Source organism: Polaromonas sp. A23 (assembly GCF_002001015.1).
Classification (GTDB): domain Bacteria; phylum Pseudomonadota; class Gammaproteobacteria; order Burkholderiales; family Burkholderiaceae_C; genus Polaromonas.
Window position 1 is genome coordinate 24,220 of the sequence record NZ_MUNO01000004.1, and the last position, 20,142, is coordinate 44,361.

At 61.3% G+C, this 20,142-nt stretch carries 23 protein-coding genes; 18 read left to right on the forward strand and 5 right to left on the reverse strand.

What is annotated here, in order from left to right; genetic code table 11:
- Nucleotides 1–483 precede the first annotated feature (483 nt).
- The gene (locus B0B52_RS00940) at nt 484–1,704 is read right to left on the reverse strand and encodes a polyhydroxyalkanoate depolymerase (RefSeq protein WP_077591732.1); all 1,221 of its coding nucleotides are present in this window, start codon (nt 1,702–1,704) and stop codon (nt 484–486) included.
- 137 nt (nt 1,705–1,841) lie between these two features.
- Between B0B52_RS00940 and B0B52_RS00945 the strand changes: the two genes are divergently transcribed.
- On the forward strand, nt 1,842–2,498 hold the full coding sequence (locus tag B0B52_RS00945) for a glutathione S-transferase (RefSeq protein ID WP_077591733.1): 657 nt from the start codon (nt 1,842–1,844) through the stop codon (nt 2,496–2,498).
- 132 nt (nt 2,499–2,630) lie between these two features.
- Here the strand turns inward: B0B52_RS00945 and B0B52_RS00950 are convergent, their stop codons facing one another.
- Nucleotides 2,631–3,050, reverse strand: coding sequence for a cupin domain-containing protein (locus B0B52_RS00950; protein WP_077591734.1), 420 nt, complete (start codon nt 3,048–3,050; stop codon nt 2,631–2,633).
- 237 nt (nt 3,051–3,287) lie between these two features.
- Between B0B52_RS00950 and B0B52_RS00955 the strand changes: the two genes are divergently transcribed.
- From B0B52_RS00955 to B0B52_RS00975, 6 genes are all read left to right on the forward strand, one after another.
- Nucleotides 3,288–3,488, forward strand: a complete 201-nt coding sequence (locus B0B52_RS00955; RefSeq protein WP_139351772.1) for a hypothetical protein — start codon at nt 3,288–3,290, stop codon at nt 3,486–3,488.
- 49 nt (nt 3,489–3,537) lie between these two features.
- Entirely contained in the window at nt 3,538–3,951 is a 414-nt protein-coding gene (locus tag B0B52_RS00960) for a DUF1801 domain-containing protein (RefSeq protein ID WP_077591736.1), read from the forward strand.
- A 129-nt stretch (nt 3,952–4,080) separates the two neighbouring features.
- Nucleotides 4,081–4,827 carry a hypothetical protein gene (locus B0B52_RS00965; protein WP_077591737.1) on the forward strand — a complete coding sequence of 249 codons (747 nt, stop codon included), beginning with the start codon at nt 4,081–4,083 and terminating at the stop codon, nt 4,825–4,827.
- A 15-nt stretch (nt 4,828–4,842) separates the two neighbouring features.
- The gene (locus tag B0B52_RS22390) at nt 4,843–5,172 is read left to right on the forward strand and encodes a hypothetical protein (RefSeq protein ID WP_168173456.1); all 330 of its coding nucleotides are present in this window, start codon (nt 4,843–4,845) and stop codon (nt 5,170–5,172) included.
- Nucleotides 5,173–5,355: 183 nt separating this feature from the next.
- Nucleotides 5,356–6,450: a chorismate synthase gene (aroC, locus tag B0B52_RS00970; RefSeq protein WP_077591738.1), complete on the forward strand. Its 1,095-nt coding sequence runs from the start codon at nt 5,356–5,358 to the stop codon at nt 6,448–6,450.
- Between the two features lie 14 nt (nt 6,451–6,464).
- On the forward strand, nt 6,465–7,676 hold the full coding sequence (locus B0B52_RS00975; RefSeq protein ID WP_077591739.1) for an MFS transporter: 1,212 nt from the start codon (nt 6,465–6,467) through the stop codon (nt 7,674–7,676).
- Nucleotides 7,677–7,756: 80 nt separating this feature from the next.
- Here the strand turns inward: B0B52_RS00975 and B0B52_RS00980 are convergent, their stop codons facing one another.
- Together B0B52_RS00980 and B0B52_RS00985 are read right to left on the reverse strand one after the other, a co-directional pair.
- Nucleotides 7,757–8,638: a DMT family transporter gene (locus B0B52_RS00980; RefSeq protein ID WP_077591740.1), complete on the reverse strand. Its 882-nt coding sequence runs from the start codon at nt 8,636–8,638 to the stop codon at nt 7,757–7,759.
- A 75-nt stretch (nt 8,639–8,713) separates the two neighbouring features.
- The gene (locus B0B52_RS00985) at nt 8,714–9,643 is read right to left on the reverse strand and encodes a LysR family transcriptional regulator (RefSeq protein WP_077591741.1); all 930 of its coding nucleotides are present in this window, start codon (nt 9,641–9,643) and stop codon (nt 8,714–8,716) included.
- Between the two features lie 98 nt (nt 9,644–9,741).
- Here B0B52_RS00985 and B0B52_RS00990 point away from each other — a divergent pair, with 98 nt between their 5' ends.
- From B0B52_RS00990 to B0B52_RS01040, 11 genes are all read left to right on the forward strand, one after another.
- Nucleotides 9,742–10,668: a ketopantoate reductase family protein gene (locus B0B52_RS00990; RefSeq protein ID WP_077591742.1), complete on the forward strand. Its 927-nt coding sequence runs from the start codon at nt 9,742–9,744 to the stop codon at nt 10,666–10,668.
- Between the two features lie 16 nt (nt 10,669–10,684).
- On the forward strand, nt 10,685–11,083 hold the full coding sequence (locus B0B52_RS00995) for a VOC family protein (RefSeq protein WP_077591743.1): 399 nt from the start codon (nt 10,685–10,687) through the stop codon (nt 11,081–11,083).
- Between the two features lie 28 nt (nt 11,084–11,111).
- Nucleotides 11,112–11,585, forward strand: coding sequence for a MaoC family dehydratase (locus tag B0B52_RS01000; protein WP_077591744.1), 474 nt, complete (start codon nt 11,112–11,114; stop codon nt 11,583–11,585).
- Nucleotides 11,582–12,811 carry a CaiB/BaiF CoA-transferase family protein gene (locus tag B0B52_RS01005; protein WP_077591745.1) on the forward strand — a complete coding sequence of 410 codons (1,230 nt, stop codon included), beginning with the start codon at nt 11,582–11,584 and terminating at the stop codon, nt 12,809–12,811. The genes B0B52_RS01000 and B0B52_RS01005 overlap by 4 nt, the downstream gene beginning before the upstream one ends.
- Nucleotides 12,808–13,803, forward strand: a complete 996-nt coding sequence (aroE, locus tag B0B52_RS01010) for a shikimate dehydrogenase (RefSeq protein ID WP_256387510.1) — start codon at nt 12,808–12,810, stop codon at nt 13,801–13,803. Before B0B52_RS01005 ends, aroE begins: the two co-directional genes overlap by 4 nt.
- A 75-nt stretch (nt 13,804–13,878) precedes the next feature.
- The gene (locus B0B52_RS01015) at nt 13,879–14,565 is read left to right on the forward strand and encodes a TetR/AcrR family transcriptional regulator (protein WP_077591746.1); all 687 of its coding nucleotides are present in this window, start codon (nt 13,879–13,881) and stop codon (nt 14,563–14,565) included.
- A 137-nt stretch (nt 14,566–14,702) separates the two neighbouring features.
- Nucleotides 14,703–15,242, forward strand: a complete 540-nt coding sequence (locus B0B52_RS01020) for a TRAP transporter small permease (RefSeq protein ID WP_174575458.1) — start codon at nt 14,703–14,705, stop codon at nt 15,240–15,242.
- An 18-nt stretch (nt 15,243–15,260) separates the two neighbouring features.
- The gene (locus tag B0B52_RS01025; protein WP_077591747.1) at nt 15,261–16,541 is read left to right on the forward strand and encodes a TRAP transporter large permease subunit; all 1,281 of its coding nucleotides are present in this window, start codon (nt 15,261–15,263) and stop codon (nt 16,539–16,541) included.
- A gap of 141 nt (nt 16,542–16,682) precedes the next feature.
- Nucleotides 16,683–17,690 (forward strand): TRAP transporter substrate-binding protein, encoded by a 1,008-nt coding sequence (locus tag B0B52_RS01030; protein WP_077591748.1) that lies wholly within the window; start codon nt 16,683–16,685, stop codon nt 17,688–17,690.
- Nucleotides 17,691–17,844: 154 nt separating this feature from the next.
- The gene (aroQ, locus tag B0B52_RS01035; protein ID WP_077591749.1) at nt 17,845–18,291 is read left to right on the forward strand and encodes a type II 3-dehydroquinate dehydratase; all 447 of its coding nucleotides are present in this window, start codon (nt 17,845–17,847) and stop codon (nt 18,289–18,291) included.
- Nucleotides 18,288–19,121, forward strand: coding sequence for a shikimate dehydrogenase (locus tag B0B52_RS01040; protein ID WP_077591750.1), 834 nt, complete (start codon nt 18,288–18,290; stop codon nt 19,119–19,121). The genes aroQ and B0B52_RS01040 overlap by 4 nt, the downstream gene beginning before the upstream one ends.
- 71 nt (nt 19,122–19,192) lie before the next feature.
- On the opposite strand, the gene B0B52_RS01045 is transcribed toward B0B52_RS01040, so the two are convergent.
- Nucleotides 19,193–19,984 carry an IclR family transcriptional regulator C-terminal domain-containing protein gene (locus tag B0B52_RS01045; RefSeq protein WP_077591751.1) on the reverse strand — a complete coding sequence of 264 codons (792 nt, stop codon included), beginning with the start codon at nt 19,982–19,984 and terminating at the stop codon, nt 19,193–19,195.
- Nucleotides 19,985–20,142 lie beyond the last annotated feature (158 nt).

Below are 20,142 nucleotides of genomic sequence, written 5' to 3' on the forward strand. Positions count from 1 at the left end.
CCTTATCCGGCTGGACCTCCGCTCCTCGGCGCAGTCAGAAGGGGTGGGGAGCGGAAACGGGCTCGGGCTCCGGCAGGACGCGCTTCGCGCGTCCTGCCTCCCCGCATTCGCATCCGAACCCCCCACCCGTCGGGCTGGGCCGAGGAGCGCAGGCAAAAGCGGATCAGGGCTCGCGATTGTCTGAGCCGAAGGCGAGTTCGAGCGAGACCCCGCTTTTGGCGAGCACCGGAGGTTGCCCGTAGCGAAGCGCAGGGACCCAGACCATCGGGTCGCCTTTCTTTTCCTTAGGTTTCTTTGGCGAAGCAAAGAAAAGTAAGTCGCCCGCCGGGGCGAGTCCCGGCTTGCTGGATGACCCACAGCCGCACAAGCGTGCACAGGCTTCGACAAGCTCAGCCCGAACGGTGCAGCAATCAAAAATGCTACAAATTCAATAGCTGACTATGCCCGAACACAAAGGGCTGGAGAGCGATCTTCTTCAGAGATTCACCCCATGCTGGCGTGAATCATCTCCCGAACGCGCGGATAGATCTGCTGGTTCCACCTGCGTCCACTGAACACCCCATAGTGCCCTACACCCGTCTGCACATGGTGAGTTTTCATGAAGGGCCGGATGCCGCTGCACAGGTCTTGCGCCGCCACTGTCTGGCCGACAGAGCAGATGTCGTCGCGCTCGCCCTCGACCGTCATCAGCGCGGTACGGCGAATCGCGGCGGGGTTGACGATGCGGCCGCGGTAGCTGAGCTTGCCGACGGCCAGGTCATAGGTCTGGAATACTTTCTCAACCGTCTCCAGGTAGAACTCGGCCGGCAGGTCGTTCACGGCCAGGTACTCGTCGTAAAACACGCGGATCACGTTGGCCTTGTCGATGTCGCCGTCCACCAGGTGCTGGTACATGTCCTTGAACGACTTCTTGTGGCGGTCCAGATTCATGCTCAGGAAGGCGCTGAGCTGCACGAAGCCGGGGTAGACGCGGCGCATGTAGCCGGTGTGGGGCAACGGCACGTGGCTGATCAGGTTTTTCTCGAACCACTCGATGGGCTTGCTGGTGGCGAGCGTGTTGACAGCCGTGGGGTTGACGCGGCAGTCGACCGGGCCGGCCATCAGTGTCAGGCTGCGCGGCTGGGCCGGGTCGTCGTCTTCCGCCATGATGGCTGCGGCGGCCAGCGCAGCCACGCAGGGTTGGCAAACCGCCACCACGTGGGTGCCGGGGCCGATGGCCTGGGTGAAGCGAATCATGTGGTCGATGTAATCGTCCAGTCCGAAGGGGCCATGCCGTAGCGCCACGTCGCGCGCGTTGTGCCAATCGGTGATATAGACGTCGTGGTCCTGCAGCAGGGTGCGCGCGGTTTCTCGCAGCAGGGTGGCAAAGTGGCCGGACAGCGGCGCCACCAGCAGCACCGGTGGCTGGTGCGGCCGGTCGGGGGCTTCCTCTTTTCTGAAATGCAGCAAGGTGCCAAAAGGCATGGCCAGTACCGCTTCCTCCGTCACCGCCAGCTCACGCTCGCCGACCTTGACGCGGGTGATGCCGTAGGCCGGCCGCGAATGGGTCACCCGAAGACGTGAAAACACCTCCATCGACGCGGAAAACTTGCGCAGCAGGCTGCCTTCGGTTTGGCCCAGCCAGAGGGCGGCGCTGCTGCCCTGGGCCAGCAGGCGCAAGGGCGACATCAGGTCGGACTGGAGCTGGTAGGCCTGGTAAAGCATGGGTGTCCTGGCTTGAAGCGGGCTTGTGGCCCTATGAACCTCTTGCAGGCAAGTTACGGGCCAGTCGCCGGTTTGCCAATCAGCTGGCACAGGCCTTGCGAAGACCGGTCACCCCGTTTCCCTTGAGGAGCAGCGCCATGGCCAAAGCCGTTTTAACGATCAGCAGTAAAAACTACGGTGCCTGGGCGCTGCGCGGCTGGTTGATGGCAAAACTCGCAGATCTCGAGTTCACGGAGAAAGTGATTTCCCCGGACGATCCGGCAATGAAGGCGGAAATGCTGCTGCTCGCGCCCTCGATGCTGGTGCCTTCGCTGCAGCACAACGGCGTCAAGGTCTGGGACACGCTCGCCATTGCCGAATACATCAACGAAATCAAGCCCAAAGCAGGCCTTTTGCCGGCAGACGTGAAAGCCCGTGCGCATTGCCGCGCCATCTGCGGCGAAATGCATTCTGGCTTTTCGTCCATGCGTTCCTCTCTGCCGATGAACCTCAAGGCCCACTTTCCCAACTTCAAGATCTGGTCGCGCGCGCAGGCCGACATCAACCGGGTGGTGGACATCTGGAGGGAGTGCCTGGCCACCTACGGCGGCCCCTACCTGTTCGGCAAGCAGCCCTGCGTGGCCGACGCGATGTACGCGCCCGTCGTCACGCGCTTCCTGAGCTACGACGTGGCCCTGGACAAGGGGTGCAGCGCCTACTGCAAACGCATCATGGAACTGCCTGCCATGAAAGAGTGGGTGGCCGCGGCGAAGAAGGAACCTGAGGACATTGACGAGCTCGAAGCGGAGTTTTGAACACCCCCGTCCAGGCTCACTGCGTGTAGCCTGTTCCCCCCTTTCAGGGGGCGGCGCCTGCGGCCCGGCAAAGCCGGTTCCGCGGCCCCTGCTGGAGGGGGCCTTACGTCGCGAGCGACCGTGGGGCTCTATTCACCACGGCGTCGGAGGCGGAATCTCACAGACAGGTTCAACGTCAATCGACGTGAAGTCGGCGGGCGAAACAATCTCCAGGTATTCCATGTCGGGCGAGTAGTCGAACAGGAAGTGGCGTATGCCCGGACGCTGGTGCACCACGTCGCCGGCCTCGACCAGGGTTTCCTTGTCTTCGTACATGAACCGCGCCCAGCCCTTGACCATGATGACGATCTGGAAATCTGCCTCATGCCGGTGCCAGCCCGTGCCTGTTTCTGGTGCCATGTTCGCCTTGACCAGGTGCGCAATCACTTTTCCGTGCGTAGCCTCGGCGATGCCCAGGTCGCGGTAGAGAAAAAAATCGCGCAAACCGCCAGAGACAAACTCGGTGTCGCCGGGCTTGACGTGCGAGAACTGGGTGGTGGTGCGGTCCAGCATGGGGTGCTCCTTCTTTCGGTCGGTGCATCAATGGAAATGGTGCGCCGCAACAAGCAGGAAGCGTTCCAAGTAAGACAGCAGACTGCGTGCGATCCGCTGTGGATAGGGAGTCATGGTTAGCTATACAGGCCCATGGGAAGAGATGGGGAAGGGGAGAGCGAGCCCTTCGCTAAGATGAGGCCTCACATCGAACCTTTAGCCATCTTCAACACTTCTCTCAAACCACACGGTTCGTTTATGGAATCTCCCAGACTCAGAGTCGGTCAACCGATCACGCCCGAGCAGTTCGACGAGCTCACTGACGAGCAGCTGGCCCGGCTTGTTCCCAAGGCGTACCGCGAGTTCTTTCCAGGCAAAGACTTCTGCGCTGATGGGTACTTTTATCTCCACGATGGAACAGCATGGAGTTTTTACCGCGGTGATTTTCTTGATGAGTAGCACTTACTCGTTGCTCACAAAACCCGTGCACATCTCGGAGCGCTGACAAATGCCCATGAAGAAGTCGGTACCTGCGGAGAGCCCCGACGCCTACCTTGCCTCGCTCAGCGGCTGGCGGCAGCGTTATGTGCAGGCCTTGCGTTCAACAGTCGTCGGTACTGCGCCGTTGCAGGAAGTCATCAAGTGGGGCCATCTGGTGTATTTCTCGAACGGGCCGGTTCTTCTTATTCGCGCAGAAGAAGAGCGCGTGCTCTTTGGCTTCTGGCGAGGCAAGCGCCTGCGCGGCATCGAGCCTCGCCTGAAGCCCGGTGGCAAGTACGAGATGGCGACGCTGGAGCTTGTGGAGGAAACGCCGCTGGAACGTGCGACGGTGGTTGCCTTGATCATGGAGGCCGTTGCTCTCAATGCCTCCCATGGTGATCCCACAAGCCTCACCTCTTCGAGCATCAACAATGCGGACTGAATGTCGTCTGCCGTAACATCTCCAACCGGCCTTGAGCAACCTACGGGAAGCAACGAAAGCCGCAGACTGCAGTTTTGAACCAACGGTGCTTGATTATTTACGCCACACATGAATTAACGGACCAAAAAGATGTTCAAAAAGATTTTTTCAAAAATATCCGGTGACACGCCAAAGGAGAAGATTGACGAGCAGTTGAGCCCTGGAACAGCAGCCTTGATACGTACCATTCGCGAGAAGAGCAAGGAAGATCCACTGCTGGGTGCGAAGTTGGGCTCCAAAGAAATCTTTCAGCGACTGCTGAACGGGATGAAAAGTGAGAAAGGTGTTCACATTGAATCTCTACTGTGTGCCTTGGGCGCTCTAGCGGGGTACGCATGCCAGGCAAATCTTCGTGCCCAGGCGCAGCTCAAGGGATTGCCCGAAACAGCGGCTTTTCAAATCGTGAATACGACGAATGGCAAGCAGTATTTTTTTGGTGATCCGCTTAATAACGCTGTTGCGGGTTCGCAATATTCCGTTTGGGGGCTGGCTGGAGGAGCGGCGCAACACGCGGGTGCCAAAGAGTTTCCCGATATCAACGAACTTTTCTCGCATGCAGCGTCAACAGTGGGTGGTGACCAATTTGGCATTCCCCGGATTCCGGAAAATCACAAAGCTGGAGACACTCCCATCAACTACCTGAAGGCGCTTTGGCCTGCGATGCTTCCAACGGTCAAGCTCTTTTGCCCAACGCCCGTTGACTGGCCAATTCTCTATAGTCTTGCGATTCAGGAAGCCATTGATACGGCGAAAAATGTTATCGATCCGGCACTTGCGTTCAAGATAGTCATGGAGAGCGCCATACCCATGTCCAAGGTTGATCTGGCGAACCCATAAAGTCCGGTTCGCATCATGAAGAACTTGATTGTTGTTCTTTTCGCGATTTTTCCAACATTCGTTGGTGCAGCGGATTTGTCAGGGACCTGGGTTTCCTGCGACCCCAGAGCACCCTGGAGCTATGCGGTTTTGTCAGTCGATCGTGAGGGAAGTGCGTATCGATGGCTGGCTGAATGGGGCTCGCCGTACTCTGCGAGCGGGACTGCTGTCCAGCTGGGAAGCGCACTTGTGCTGCGCGGCTGCAGCTCCTACCGGGGTGACCTCAGGGACGGTTGTGATCGTGATAATCCTCCCGTCTTTGATACGCTAAAAAAAAAGATCTCAAGCGTTATCGAAACTTTTTGACGCAAGCTGATCTGCGCCGTGCAAGGTGGGTGAGGGTGATTGGCGGGGGTGACGCCTGGGAGAAGCTCGCAAAAAATTGCGAGGACCTCATTTTGAGGAAACAAGACGCCCAAACGCCCTGAGGCGAGATCCTGATTTCGGCGTGAGCGCGGCCGCTGCAAAACCATCTGGGATAATCCCCACATGAGCGGCAACACCTTCGGCACCCTATTCGCAGTCACCAACTTCGGTGAATCCCACGGCCCGGCCATTGGCTGTGTGATTGACGGCTGTCCGCCGGGTATGGAACTGAGCGAGGCTGACATCCAGGGCGACCTGGACCGGCGCCGGCCTGGCACCAGCCGGCATGTGACTCAGCGCAACGAGCCGGACGCGGTCGAGATTCTCTCCGGCGTGTACGAAGGCAAAACCACTGGCACGCCGATTTGCCTGCTGATCAAGAACACCGACCAGCGCAGCAAGGACTACGGCAACATCCTGGACACCTTCCGCCCCGGCCATGCCGATTACAGCTATTTGCAGAAGTACGGCATTCGCGATCCGCGCGGTGGCGGCAGGGCGTCGGCCCGTTTGACGGCGCCCATGGTGGCGGCCGGTGCGGTGGCCAAGAAGTGGCTGCTTCAAAAATACGGCACCACCTTCCGCGGCTGCATGGCGCAGATTGGCGACATCTCCATTCCTTTCGAGGCCTGGGAGCATGTGCCGAATAACCCGTTTTTTGCGCCGGTGGCCGATGTGGCCAAGCTGGAAGCCTATATGGACGAGCTGCGCAAGGCGGGCGACTCCTGCGGCGCGCGCATTCGCGTCACCGCCAGCGGCATGCCTGTCGGCCTGGGCGAGCCGCTGTTTGACAAGCTGGATGCCGATATTGCGTTCGCCATGATGGGCATCAACGCGGTCAAGGGTGTGGAAATTGGCGCCGGGTTTGCCAGCGTCACGCAGCGCGGCACCACACACGGCGATTCGCTTTCGCCTGCGGGCTTCAAGTCGAACAACGCCGGCGGCGTGCTGGGCGGCATCAGCACCGGGCAAGACCTGGACGTGTCGATTGCCATCAAGCCGACCAGTTCCATCATCACGCCGCGCGAATCGATTGACATGGCGGGCCAACCCACTTCGGTCGTCACCAAGGGCCGGCATGACCCGTGTGTGGGCATACGCGCCACGCCGATTGCCGAGGCCATGCTGGCACTGGTGGTGATGGAGCATGCCTTGCGCCAGCGCGCGCAGTGCGGCGATGTGGTCTCGCCCATGAAGGCGATCAAGGGCTCGGCGTGAGCAAACCCTGAACCATGTCTGAAGGACCTCCGGCGGCCGGGCGCCGCCAGCTGGTGCCGTTTGCGGCCTTGTCGGCCAGCTATTTCGCCCATATCGGGTTTTTCAATCCTTACCTGCCGCTTTGGCTTCAGGATTTGGGCTTCAGCATTCTGGCGATCAGCCTGCTGACCTCGGTGCAGGCGGCGACACGCCTGTTTGCGCCCTACGGCTGGGGTGCCTTGAGTGACCACACCGGCGAGCGCGTCAAGCTGCTGCGTTATGGCGCAACAGTGGCGCTGGTTGCGTCACTGGGCTTGTGGATGGATTTTGATTCCAGCTACGGTGTGTGGTGGCTCACCGCGGTGCTGCTGGTCATGTTCACGCACACCAGTTCGATGATGCCGATGAGCGAGGCCGCCATGGCGCACCTGATCAGCCAGGGCGGCGCGTTTGACGCACGGCGTTATGGCCGCGTGCGCCTGTGGGGCTCGCTGGGTTTTCTTTTCACGGTGTTTGCTGCCGGCGGGTGGTTTGAATATTTCGGCATGAAACACTTTCCGGCCTGGACTTTTTTGTCGCTGTTAGCGGTGACGGTCAGTGTCTGGCTATTGCCCGACCTGAAGGAAGCGGTCAGTACGCACGGGCAGAAGATCCCGGTGTGGCCCATCATGCGGCAGCGTGCGGTGATCTGGTTTTTTGCCTCGGCGTTTTTCCATGTGCTGGCCCACATCGGCATCTACGTGTTCTTTTCGCTTTATCTTGATTCCATCGGCTACAGCAAGACCATGATCGGCGTGTTGTGGGCGTTCTCGGTGATTGTGGAGATCGGCTGGTTCTACACCCAAGGCCGCTGGTTGCCCAAGCTGAGCCTGACGGCCTGGCTGATCGTGTGTGCAGCCGCCATGGCGCTGCGCATGGGCATCACGGCCGTGTGGCCCGGCGTGCTGGTGCTGCTGCTGTTTGCGCAGGCATTGCATGCGCTGACTTTTGCCACACACCACACCGTCTGCATCGCGCTCCTGTCGCACCATTTCCCCGGCCGGCTGCGTGGCCGCGGTCAAGCGCTTTATGTGGTGGTGGCTTACGGCTTGCCGGGCGTACTGGGCGGCCTGGCCGGCGGACTGCTGAGTTCGGCTTTCGGGCTGGTCAGCGTGTACTGGGCTTGCACTGCCGTTAGCCTGATGGCCACAGCCTGTGCTTTCGGCGCATGGCGGCTGCAGCGCCGGCTGGAAGCCGCCGCAGCCTGAAAACCGCAAATCTTCAAGCATTTTATGCCTCTAGCCCTTGTAATACGGGCGCAAGCAGCTACCGATTTCATAGCGGATGGTCAAGCGTCCCGGGCGGTCTTGAAGGGGTTGAAGCCGGTGATCAGCGCCGTCGCGGTCAGCACCAGCACGCAGCCCGGTGCCATGCCCCAGGTGATGGGCTCACCGAGAAACATGCCGCCCCAGGCCACGCCGAAGAGCGGAATCATGAAGGCTGCCGAGGTGGCGGCGCTGGCGGGAATCTCGCGCATCAGTCGCATGCTGATCCAGTACATCAGGCCCGAGGTGAACATGCCCAGCACCGCCACCGCAATCATGGCGCCGTGGGTGTAGTGGGCCGAGGGCAGGGCAGCGCCTGCGGGCAGCAGCAAAATCAGCGCCGCCGCCACATGCACCACGGCCGAGGCGGGCAGCGGGTGGTGGGCCATGGTGGCGCGCTTCATCAGAATGGAGCCGAAACCGTAGCCGGCGGCCGCGCCAATACACGCCAGGGCGGCCAGCACCACGCGCGGTGTGACGGCCACCGGGCCCAGCTGCACCAGCAGGGCCACGCCGGCAAAACCCACGGCGCAACCCAGCAGGCGGCGCGGGGTCAACCGCTCCTCGCGCGCCAGGGCGGCGCCCAGCACGCCGAACAGTGGCGCGGTGGCGTTGAGTACGGCCGAATAACCGGCCGGAATCACCAGCGCAGCCCAGTTGAACAGCACAAAAGGCGCCACCACGGTCAAGACGCTGAGCAGCGCCAGCCGCGGCCAGGCCTCGCGTGGCGGCCAATGTTCGCGCAGGGCGCGCATGAGCAGGGTCAGCACCACGGCGGCCAGCAGGCAGCGCACACCGGCCATCAGCCATGGGCCGAAAACCGGGCTGGCGATGCGCAGCAACGGAAAGGATCCGCCCCAGAGAGCGGACAGGGCGATGAGCTGGAGGAAGTGTCGGGTGTGCATGTGGAGTGGTGCGCTGCAACGATTGTGCGGGATTCGCAGTTGAAGTTGCGCAAGAGCAGGGCCGATGTCAGTCAGTCAGGGATGGCTGGCATTTTTCATGAATAACTCGGCGCAGACGCCGCGCATCCAGCGGCAGGCAGAGTCATGCTGGTAGCGGGCATGCCAGTACTGTTTGACGGTGAAACCAGGAATTGGCAAGGGGCAAGGCAGCACGCGCAGGCCGGCGGTGCGCGCGAGAGTCTCGCCGATGTGGCGGGGCAGGGTGGCCACCAGGTCGGTGGTCGACAAAATCGCCGACAGGCCCAAAAACCCCGGTAGCTCCAGCAACACGCGGCGTGTGATGTGTTGAGAGGCCAGGGCATTGTCCAGAAGCTGGTGTCCTGTGCCCGAGCTGATGGCAATGTGCGCTTCGGCCTGGTAAACGCCAAGGTTCCAATCGGTAGCCAGGTCGCTGTTTATCCTCGGATGCCGCGCATTGGTCAGGCAAATCCAGTCCTGGGCGTACAGCGTCTGCTGGTAAAAGCCGGTGTCCAGCCAGGGCAGGTAACCAATGGCCAGATCTGCATCTCCAGCCTGGAGTGCCTGCGCCAGCTCAGCGTCAATACGACCGGCTTCGAGGGCCACACCGGGTGCCACCGCCCGCACATGCGAAAGCAGTCGGGGCAGCAGAGTGATGTGGCTTGCATCCGTCATGCAAATCCTGAACCGCCGCTGCGCCGTGGACGGATCAAACGCGGCGCCGGATTCGCTCAGCCGCTGCAGGCCTGTCAGTACCTCGCGCACCGTCGCTATCAGCGCATCGGTGCGCGGTGTGGGCAGCATTCCCTCAGCAGTGCGCACAAAGAGCGGGTCGTTCAACTGTTTGCGCAGGCGCGCCAGCCAGATGCTGACCGTGGGCTGGCTTTGCCCCAGCGCTTCTGCTGAGCGCGTCACGCTTCGGGTGGCGTAGAGCTGGTCCAGCAGGCGCAGCAGCTTGACGTCCAGAGGAGCGAGATCTTTATCCATACCTTTATTGTGATACGCAATGATGTGTATTGCACTCATTGCATAGACGGCATGTAGGGCTTTATCCAAAATTCGGCCATCAACCATAGGGGTCTGCAGTGAAGATTTGTGTTCTGGGCGCCGGCGCATTGGGCTGTGCCATAGGCGGGGTACTGACGGAGGCCGGCCACGAGGTATGGCTTGTCAACCGCAATGCCGCGCAGGTGGACGCGATGAACAGCCGGGGCCTGGTTCTGCGCGATGCGGGCGTGGACCGGACCGTCAAGGTACGCGCCACCACCACGGCGCAAAACGTCGGGGTGGTGGACCTGGTGATTGTGCTGGTCAAGTCCTTTCACACCCGCCAGGCCATGGAAGCGGCGGCTTCTTTGCTGGACCGTGATACTGCCGTGCTGTCCTTGCAAAACGGACTCGGGCACGAGGACATTCTGGCCGACATCGTGGGCCGCGAGCGCGTGCTGGCGGGCAAGACTTACGCGGGGGGCACACAGCTGGCACCAGGCCATGTGATCGTTGGCACCCGAAGCCGGCCGACTCAAATCGGCGAGCTCGATGGAAGCCGCACCGACCGCGTGCAACGCATCGCCGAAGCTTTCAGTGCAGCCGGCCTGGACACCACCGTGAGCGACAACATCATGGGCACCATCTGGGACAAGCTGCTGGTCAACGTGGCGACGGGCGCGCTCAGCGGTATCACGCGCCTGCCCTACGGCAAGCTGTACCAGGTGCCAGAGCTGGAGGCTTGCGCCATTGCCGCAGTGGCCGAAGCCATGGCGGTGGCAAAAGCCTGCGGCATCACACTGACTTCGACCGAGCCGCGTCAGCCCTGGATCAACGCCGCCGAGGGCCTGCCAGCGGAGTTCAAGGCGTCGATGTTGCAAAGCCTGGAAAAAGGCTCCATCACCGAGATCGATTTTGTCAACGGGGCGGTGGTGCGCCAGGGCGCGAAATGGGGCGTACCCACGCCCGTCAACCAGGCGCTGGTGGCCGGCATCAAGGGTATCGAGCTGAGCCTCGCTCGCTGAAAGGAATCAACAAGTCATGGCTTCTTCCAATCAATCGTATGTTGAGCACGTCGCGGTACGCGTCAGGGACATCCGCTGGCATATCAACTTTTTTCACGAGGTGCTGGGCATGGATGTGCGCGAGATTGATGGCCCCACCGACGCACCGCTGCAGTACTGGGCCCTGGGCGGCATGCAGCTTGTGAGCACGCCTGACTTCAATGCGCCGCCCTCCAACGATGCGGGCTGGCTCGCTCACCTCGGCATCATGGTGCAAGACCTTGAAGCGGCTCTGACCGAGGCAAAAAAATGGGACGTCAAGGTATTGCCCCAAGGCCGCAACTGGCTGCAATTGCCTGATGGCCTGGCCATTGAGTTGATCCAGGCCAGCGGCAACAGCGTTGCTCAGGTGCTCGCGGTGAACCCGCGCGGCTGATTCGCCAAACGTTTTCAAAGGACACGACATGCCCAAACCAGACATCAGCTTCACCACTCCCGAAAAGTACTGGGACGACGCGCGCATTGGCGACGCATGCACCAGCCCGACCTACACCGTCACCGCCGAGCGCATTGATGCCTATGCCGAACTCACGGGGGACTTCACGCCTGTGCATGTGGACGAGGCCTATGCCAATGCTTCGCATTTTGGCTGCCGTGTGGCCCACGGGCTGATGGGCCAGTCGGTGGCCGACGGCCTGAAAACCCAGAGCGAGTACCGGTTTTTGCCCGGCATGTCGCTGGGCTGGACCTGGGATTTTTTGTTGCCCATCAAGATCAACGATGTGCTGCACGTGAAGTTTCGTGTCGGGACGCTGCGCCCCTCCAGAAGCAAGCCGGGCTGGGGCATTGTGGTGATGCCTGCCGAGCTGATCAACCAGCATGGGCAAGTTGTGCAAAAGGGCGAGCACCGCCTGATGATTCCCCGGAGGCCCGCATGAGCCAGTCTCCACCGCTTGCAGGTATCCGGGTCATCGACTACAGCCATTTTCTTGCCGGCCCGCACATGTCGCGCTGCCTGAGCGCCATGGGCGCGGAGGTCATCAAGGTTGAGCGGCCCATGGCGGGTGATGCCGGTCGGGCCAGCCCGACCATCGTTCAAGGGCAGAGCGGCTACTTCATGCAGCAAAACATGGGCAAGCAGGGCCTGTGCATCAACCTGCGCGACCCGCGTGGCCTGGACATGATGCACAAGCTCACCGACAGCGCCGACGTGTTTGTCGAGAACTACCGTCCGGGTGCCCTGAACAAACTGGGCCTGGGATATGAAGAGCTTTCCCGGCGCAACCCCAAACTTGTTTATTGTTCGGTCTCGGCATACGGGCATACCGGACCCGACTCGGCACGGCCAGGTTTTGGCCTGATTGCCGAAGCCAAAAGCGGCGCCATGTCGCTGATCGGCGTGCCGGGCGAGCCGCCGCCGCTGTTTCGCATGCCGATTGCCGACATGTATGCGGGCATGCACGGCGTGTCGGCCATTTGCGCCGCGCTGTTCGGGCGCGTCACCAGTGGCCGCGGGCAGCACATAGACATTGCGCTGTACGACTGCATGGTCTCCATGCACGACTTTGCCGCCCAGAGTTATTTGATGAGCGGCGGCCAGGAGATGCCGAAGCAGACCGGGCATGACCTGCCGCAGAGCACGGTATATGGCGTTTTCGCGGCGAAGGATGGCTACCTGGTGATTGCCGCGCAGATGACCGATACCTGGAAGAGCCTTGCCAGGTTGATTGGCGGTGAGGCTTATGCGTCAGACGCCCGCTTGCACGGCCAGGCCGGACGCAATGCGAGCCGTGAATCCATTTTGGCCAAGGTCAGTGCCTGGACAATGGCGCAGGCGTCGGTGCAGGCATGTTGCGCTGCGCTCGACGCGGCGGGTGTTCCAGCCGCGCCGGTGCAGACCATTGACCAGGTGTTGAGCGACCCACAAACCCTGGCGCGCGGCATGGTGGTGGAGCAGGACCACCCGCTCCTTGGCAAGATCAAGCTACCCAATCTGCCCTTTCGTTTCTCCGAATGCGATACCTCGCCCAGCGGCCCGGCACCGATGCTGGGCCAGCACAACCGCCAGATTGCCGCGAGCGTGGGATTCAGCTCTGGCGAGATTGATGCCATGGAGCTGGACGGTGTGCTGTATTCGGAGACAGCCGCGGAGTTGCAGTCATGACGGTTGACGCAGCGCCAGGCCGCCCCAAGCAAGGCACGGCCCCCTCGGGGGGCAGCGCAGTACGCGAAGCGACAAGCGTGGGGGCTACATCTGACGCAGCGCCGGGCTGCCCCAAGCAAGGCACGGCCCCCTCGGGGGGCAGCGCAGTACGCGAAGCGACAAGCGTGGGGGCTACATCTGTTTTTGCTGTTATTGGCAACCCGATTGGCTTCAGCAAATCGCCGTTGATCCATGGCATGTTCGCGCAGGCCACGGGCCAGGACATGGTGTACACCGCCATCGAAGGACCGCTGGGTGGTTTCGCCGGCACCGTTGATGCTTTCCGCGCTGCTGGCGGCAAGGGCCTGAACATCACAGCGCCGTTCAAGCTCGATGCCTTTGCCTATGCCACGGAGCGCTCCGAACGGGCGCAGCTTGCGGGTGCGGCCAACGCCATGAAATTTGAAGGCGAACGCGTGCTGGCGGAAAACTTCGACGGTCTTGGCCTGGTGCGCGATGTGACACACAACCTGGGCTGTCTGCTCAAGGGCCGGCGCGTGTTGCTGCTGGGTGCCGGCGGCGCTGCCCGCGGTGCGCTGCTGCCTTTTCTGGCGGAGGAGCCGGCAGAACTGGTGATTGCCAACCGCAGTATGGAGAAAGCGCATGAGCTGGCGGCTATAGGGGCACGGCACGGGAACGTGCGTGGCTGCGCCTACATGGAGCTGCTGGGCCAGGCCTTTGATGTGGTTTTCAACGCCACCTCCGCCAGCTTGCGTGGCGAGTTGCCGCCTGTGCCTGCCACGGTATTTGCGCCGGAGGGCCTGGCCTACGAGCTGGCGTATGGCAAAGGCCTCACACCTTTTCTCCGCCTGGCACAAAACGCCGGGGCGCAACGCCTGGCTGACGGCGTGGGCATGCTGGCCGAGCAGGCTGCCGAGGCTTTTGCCTGGTGGCGCGGCGTGCGGCCTGACACCCGCGCCGTGATCGACAAGCTAACGGTGCCCTTGGTCTAGTACTGCAAGCCATGGCACATTTTTTTCCTGCCGGAGCACTCACCGTGTGCCACTCTTGGCGCCTATACTGCCGAAATGAACCAGTCAGTACATTCCCGGCGCGAGGCAAAACCCGTAAGCAAGGCAGTGTCGGGGAAAGCAACCACCCGCACCAACGATCCGGTCCGGACCATGGCCGGGATTTTGGAGATGGCGACCACGGAATTCGCCAGCAAGGGGCTGAGCGGTGCCCGCATCGACGAGATTGCAGCGGCCACGCGCACCAGCAAGCGCATGATTTACTACTACTTCGGCAGCAAGGAGGGCTTGTACATCGCGGTGCTCGAGGAGGCCTATCGCCGCATGCGCCGCATCGAAGGCGAGCTGCATCTGGAAGACCTGCCGCCGGAAGAAGCTCTGCGCCGCCTGGTCGGTTTTACCTTCGACCATCACTACGGCAACCCCGACTTCGTCCGGCTGGTGATGTCCGAGAACATGGAGCGCGGCGTTTATCTGGCGCAAAGCAAAAGCATCCAGGAGCTCAACGTGCCCGCCATCCAGGCCATTCGCAACCTGTACGACCGCGGCGTGGCTTCCGGGGTGTTTCGCCCGGGGCTGGATCCCATCGACATTCACGCATCAATTTCTGCGCTGACCTTCTTCAACGTGTCCAACCAGCACACCTTTGGCCTGATCTTCAAGCTCGATGCGAACTCGCCGCAGGCCCTCGCTGCCCGCAGGGACAGCGTTATCGAGATGTTTGTGCGTTTCGTTCGCGCCTGAGGCTGCCACCGCCGCTCGTTTCGCCAGATATAGCCGCATTCGATAGCGGCCTAGGGTATTTACTGATTTGTAGAAACTAACTAGTTCGTACATTATGGATTCAAGGCGCCATTAGTAGCGCCAGCAGGAGACAAACCGTGATCCAGAAATTGATAGACAAGTACTGCCAGTTCCTGTCGTTGCTCATGGCCGCCAGCCTGGCCGTGATGGTGGTGCTGGTCTTCACCAACGTGGTGCTGCGATACGCCTTCAACTCCGGCATCTCGGTGTCTGAAGAGCTGTCGCGCTGGCTTTTTGTGTGGCTGACTTTTCTGGGCGCTATCGTGGCTCTCAACGAACGCGCCCATCTGGGCACCGACACACTGGTGGCTCGCCTGCCGGTGCTTGGCAAGAAGATCTGCCTGGGACTGGGGCATGTGTGCATGCTGTTTATCTGCTGGCTGCTTTTCAAGGGAACGCTGGACCAGGTGAAGATCAACTGGGACTCCACCAGCGCGGCAATGGAAGTGTCCATGGCCCTGTTTTATGGCTGCGGCCTGGTGTTTGCCGTTTCCGGCGCAGTGATTCTGCTCAGGGATCTTTGGCGGCTTCTAACCGGGCAGCTGGCCGACAGTGAATTGGTCGGCATTCGCGAATCGGAAGACGTGCCGCACGCTTCCTCAACACCTGTGCGCTAAACCGCAGGAGCACTTCGCATGACCATCGCCATCTTCCTCGGTTCCCTGCTTGCCGCCATGGCGCTGGGCATTCCCATTGCTTTTTCCCTGCTGCTGTGCGGCGCTGCACTGATGTGGCACCTCAACATGTTCGATGCGCAAATTCTCGCGCAGAACGTCATCAACGGCGCTGACAGTTTTCCGCTCCTCGCCGTGCCGTTTTTCATGCTGGCAGGGGAAGTCATGAACGCGGGCGGCCTGTCGCGCCGCATCGTCAATTTCGCCTTGACGCTTGTAGGCCACGTCAAGGGTGGCCTGGGTTATGTCGCCATCGTAGCGGCGGTGATGATGGCTGCGTTGTCCGGCTCGGCCGTGGCCGATGCGGCAGCGCTGTCGGCGCTGCTGCTGCCCATGATGGTGGCAGCGGGCCACGACAAGGCGCGCTCCGCCGGCCTGCTGGCCTCGGCCAGCATCATCGCGCCCATCATTCCGCCCAGCATCGGCTTCGTGATCTTCGGGGTGGCCGCGAACGTGTCGATCTCCAAGCTGTTTATGGCCGGCATCGCTCCCGGCATCATGCTCGCCGCAGCGCTGTGGGCCACCTGGTGGTACGTTGCACGCAAGGAAAACGTGGCCGTGCCGCAGCGCAAATCCCGCGCCGAAGTCGTCGCCGCATTCAGGGACGCCACCTTTGCGCTGGTGCTGCCGGTGATCGTGGTGGTCGGTCTGAAGTTCGGCGTGTTCACGCCCACCGAAGCGGCGGTGGTTGCGGCGGTGTATGCGCTGCTGATCTCGACGGTGGTCTACAAGGAACTCAAGCTCAGCCAGCTGTACGGCCTGTTCCTGGCCGCAGCCAAGACCACCGCGGTGATCATGTTCCTGGTGGCGGCGGCCATGGTGTCGGCCTGGCTGATCACGGTGGCACAGTTGCCGGCGCAGGTGGTGACGCTGCTGCAGCCACTGCTGGACAGCCCCAAGCTGTTGATGATGGCCATCATGGTGCTGGTGATGGTGGTGGGCACGGCGATGGACATGACTCCGACCATCCTCATCCTGACACCGGTGCTGATGCCTATCGTCAAGGCCGCCGGTATCGACCCGGTTTACTTCGGCGTGCTGTTCATCATCAACAACGCCATCGGCCTGATCACACCGCCGGTGGGCACGGTGCTCAACACCGTTGCCGGCGTGGGCAAGGTCAGCATGGACGAAGTCACCCGGGGCGTCTGGCCCTTCATGGTGGCCCAGTTTTCGATCATGTTCCTGATGGTGCTGTTTCCGCAGATTGTCATGGTGCCGGCCCGCTGGTTTTACGGCTGAACATGTTCTCCCAAGCCCGTTGCTTCATGTATCGGAGAGCCCGGCACCGGGCGTGATTTCCATGGTGCAGGGCGTGTCTGGTACGCCGTGCCCTGCACCTTCACCTTTTGCGTACTTTGAGTTTTTCCCAAGGAGACAACAATGAAACGTCTGATGATCAAAACCCTGGTGGCGGCTGCCGCTTTGGCGACCTTCGGCCTGGCCGCGGCACAGGACATCAAGGAGCACACGATCAAGTTTGCCCACCAGAACCCCAAGGGCCATCCCATCGTGATGGGCATGGAGAAGTTTGCCGAGATTGTTGCCGCCAAGTCGGGCGGCAAGATCAAGGTCAACCTGTTCCCGGGCGGCGTGCTGGGTGGCGATGCCCCTAACGTGTCGGGGCTGCAGGGCGGCACCATTGAAATGGTGGTTCTCAACTCCGGCATCATGGCCAGCCAGGTCAAGGAGTTCGCGATTTACGACTTCCCCTTCCTGTTCGCCAATGCGAAGGAAGCCGATGCCGTGGTGGACGGCCCCTTCGGCAAGAAGCTGCATGACAAGCTGCAGGAAAAAGGCATTGTGGGTCTGGCTTACTGGGAGCTTGGTTTTCGCAACATGACCAACAGCAAGCGCGCTATCAACAAGGTGGAAGACCTGGCCGGCCTGAAGATCCGCGTCATCCCCAACCCCATCAACCTGGACTGGGTCAAGGCACTGGATGCCAATCCCACGCCCATGGCTTTCCCCGAGGTGTACGCCGCCCTGGAATCGAAAGCACTGGACGGACAGGAAAACCCGCTGAGCACCATCCTGGCCAACAAGTTTCCCGAAGTCCAGAAACACCTGACCCTGACCAACCACGTGTACAACCCGCAGTCGGTCATCGTCAGCAAGAAGTTCTGGGACACGCTGACCAACGACGAGAAAAAACTGCTGGGCGACGCCGCCATCGAAGCCGGCAAATACCAGCGCCAGACCTCACGCGACGCCGCCGGCGCCACGCTCGAGGCACTCAAGAAGGCCGGCATGCAGGTCACCGAACTTCCGCCCGCTGAAACGGCCAAGCTGCGCGAGAAGATGAAACCGGTGATTGCCAAGTACTCCGCCGGTGTGGGCGAGTCCACAGTTAATGAAATGATGGCCGAGCTGGCCAAGGCACGCAAGTAAGCGGAGTATTCATCCCGGCGCGCGCCGGGATGATCGGTTCACTACGCCCTGTCTACGCCTGTCACCAAGGACCAAGGTGATGGGCAAGGCAGCCAGGACGGGTCGTCCTGTCTGCCGGCTGGCCGCTGGGTGATTAAACAATGAAAGACATCTCATGAAAATACTCATGTTGCACGGTATCAACCACAACATGTTCGGCAAGCGTGATCCGGCGCAGTACGGCACGATCACGCTGGAGCAGATCAATACCCGACTGCAGGCTCTGGGCAGGGAACTCGGCACCGAAGTGGAAAATTTCCAGACCAACAGTGAAAGCGAGATGTGTGAGCGCATCCACCAAGGCTTCACTGACGGGGTCGATGCCGTGTTGATCAACGCCGGCGCCTGGACCCACTACAGCTACGGCATCCGCGATGCGCTGGCCATCCTGACCTGTCCCGTCGTTGAAGTGCACATGTCCAACATCCACGCCAGGGAGGCGTTCCGCCATGTGTCTGTTTTTGCCGAAATCGTCAAAGGCCAGATATGCGGCTTTGGCGTGGAGAGCTATCTGCTGGCACTGCGCGCAGGTGTTTCGGCCGCACAGGTGGCGTCAAAATGATCAATGGCCATACCGGGCTGATCGCCCACATAGGGTACCCGACGCACGCCTTCAAGGCGCCCATGATTTACAACCCCTGGTTTGAAAAATCAGGCGTCAATGTCGTGGTTGTGCCCATGGCGTGCGAAGCCAAGGACTATCCCGACTTTTTGCGCTCGGTTTTTCGGCTGAGTAACATCCGCGGCGCACTGATTACCATGCCGCACAAGGTCAGCACCATTGCGCTGGTCGACGAAGTGCTGCCCGCCGCGGCCATTGCCGGCGCCTGCAACGCCGTGCGCCTGGGGCCCGCAGGCCAGTTGCAGGGCGACATGTTCGATGGCGAAGGTTTTGTGCGCGGCGTGGTGCGCAAGGGCCTGACGCTGGAGGGCGCAAGCGCTCTGGTGGTGGGCTGCGGAGGCGTGGGCTCTGCCATTGCTGCATCACTGGCGGCTGCGCATGTCGCGGCCCTGAGCTTGTTTGATGTGGATGAAGCATCGGCAGAGGCGCTCGCCGGGCGCTTGCGTCGCCACTATCCGGCGTTGAAGGTCGGCACCGGCTCGCGCGATCCTGCGGGTTTTGACCTGGTGGTCAACGGCACCCCTCTGGGCATGAACGAAGGCGATGCCATGCCCATGGATGTTTCACGCATTGCGCCATCGACGTTTGTTGGCGAGGTAGTGATGAAAAGCGAGATGACGGCTTTTCTTGCCGCTGCCACAGCGCGCGGCTGCCGCGTGCAGGTGGGCTCGGACATGCTGTTCGAGCAGATTCCGGCCTACCTGGAATTTTTTGGCTTCGGCACGGCCACACCCGAGCAGCTACGCTCGGTTGCACGTCTGAGTTATTGAAATCGGCCACCAGCCCAGCAGGAACGGGCGTGGATAGCTGTCAAATAAATAGCGCATCCAGCGCGGCGCCGTCAGATCAGGTTGCGCATTGCCTGTGCGGTTTCCCTAAGCACCGACAGCACTCGGGCAACAGCCTCTTCGCTGGATTCGTGGCTCATCGGCATGGTCACGCTCAGGGCGCCTACCGCCTCACCATGCCGGTCGCGCAGCGGTACGGCAATGCCGCGGTAGTTGAGTTCGAGCTGCTGCTCGGAGATGGCCCAGCCCTGGGCCCGCACGCGCGCCAGCTCAATGCGCAGGCGCTCCTTGCTGGAAATGGTGAAGGAGGTGTAGGCCTTGAGTTCGTGGGTGCCCAGCCAGTTTTCCAGCCAGCCGGGCTCGCGCAGCGACAGCATCAGCAGGCCGGCGGCCGTGACTTGGGCCTGTACCCGCGAGCCGAGGACGTAGCCGGTGTTCATGGCGCGGTTGGAGCCGTTGCGTGCAATGTAGACGATGTCGTCGCCGTCCATCACGCTGACATAAGCGCTTTCCTGAGTGCCGGCGGTCACCCTTTGCAGGAAGGGCTGCACGATGCGTGGCAGCCGTGCCGACTCCAGGTAAGACTGCCCCAGCCGGAGCACGCGCGGTGTCAGCCAGAACAGCTTGCCGTCGCTGGCGACGTAACCCAGGTGTTCCAGTGTCAGCAGATAGCGCCGCGTCGCGGTGCGTGTCATGCCGCAGCGCGCACCGGCCTGGCTGGCAGTCAGGCGCGGGTTGGCATCGTCAAAACACTCAATGACGGACAGGCCTTTTTCAAGACCAGCGATCCAGTCCCGTTTGTCGAGAGCGGGTGCGGAAGGAGCGTGCGCAGCAGGAGTCGGCATGGGCTCAAGTATTCAAGCAGAGGTGCGTGGGCTATACGGGGTGAAACCCTTGTTTTGATCGATGATCGATCAATTATGGTCGATGATCGATCAACTATCGAATAAACCGACTTTCAAATCCCATTCTTCAATACTAAAGTTCATCGAAATTGAATTAA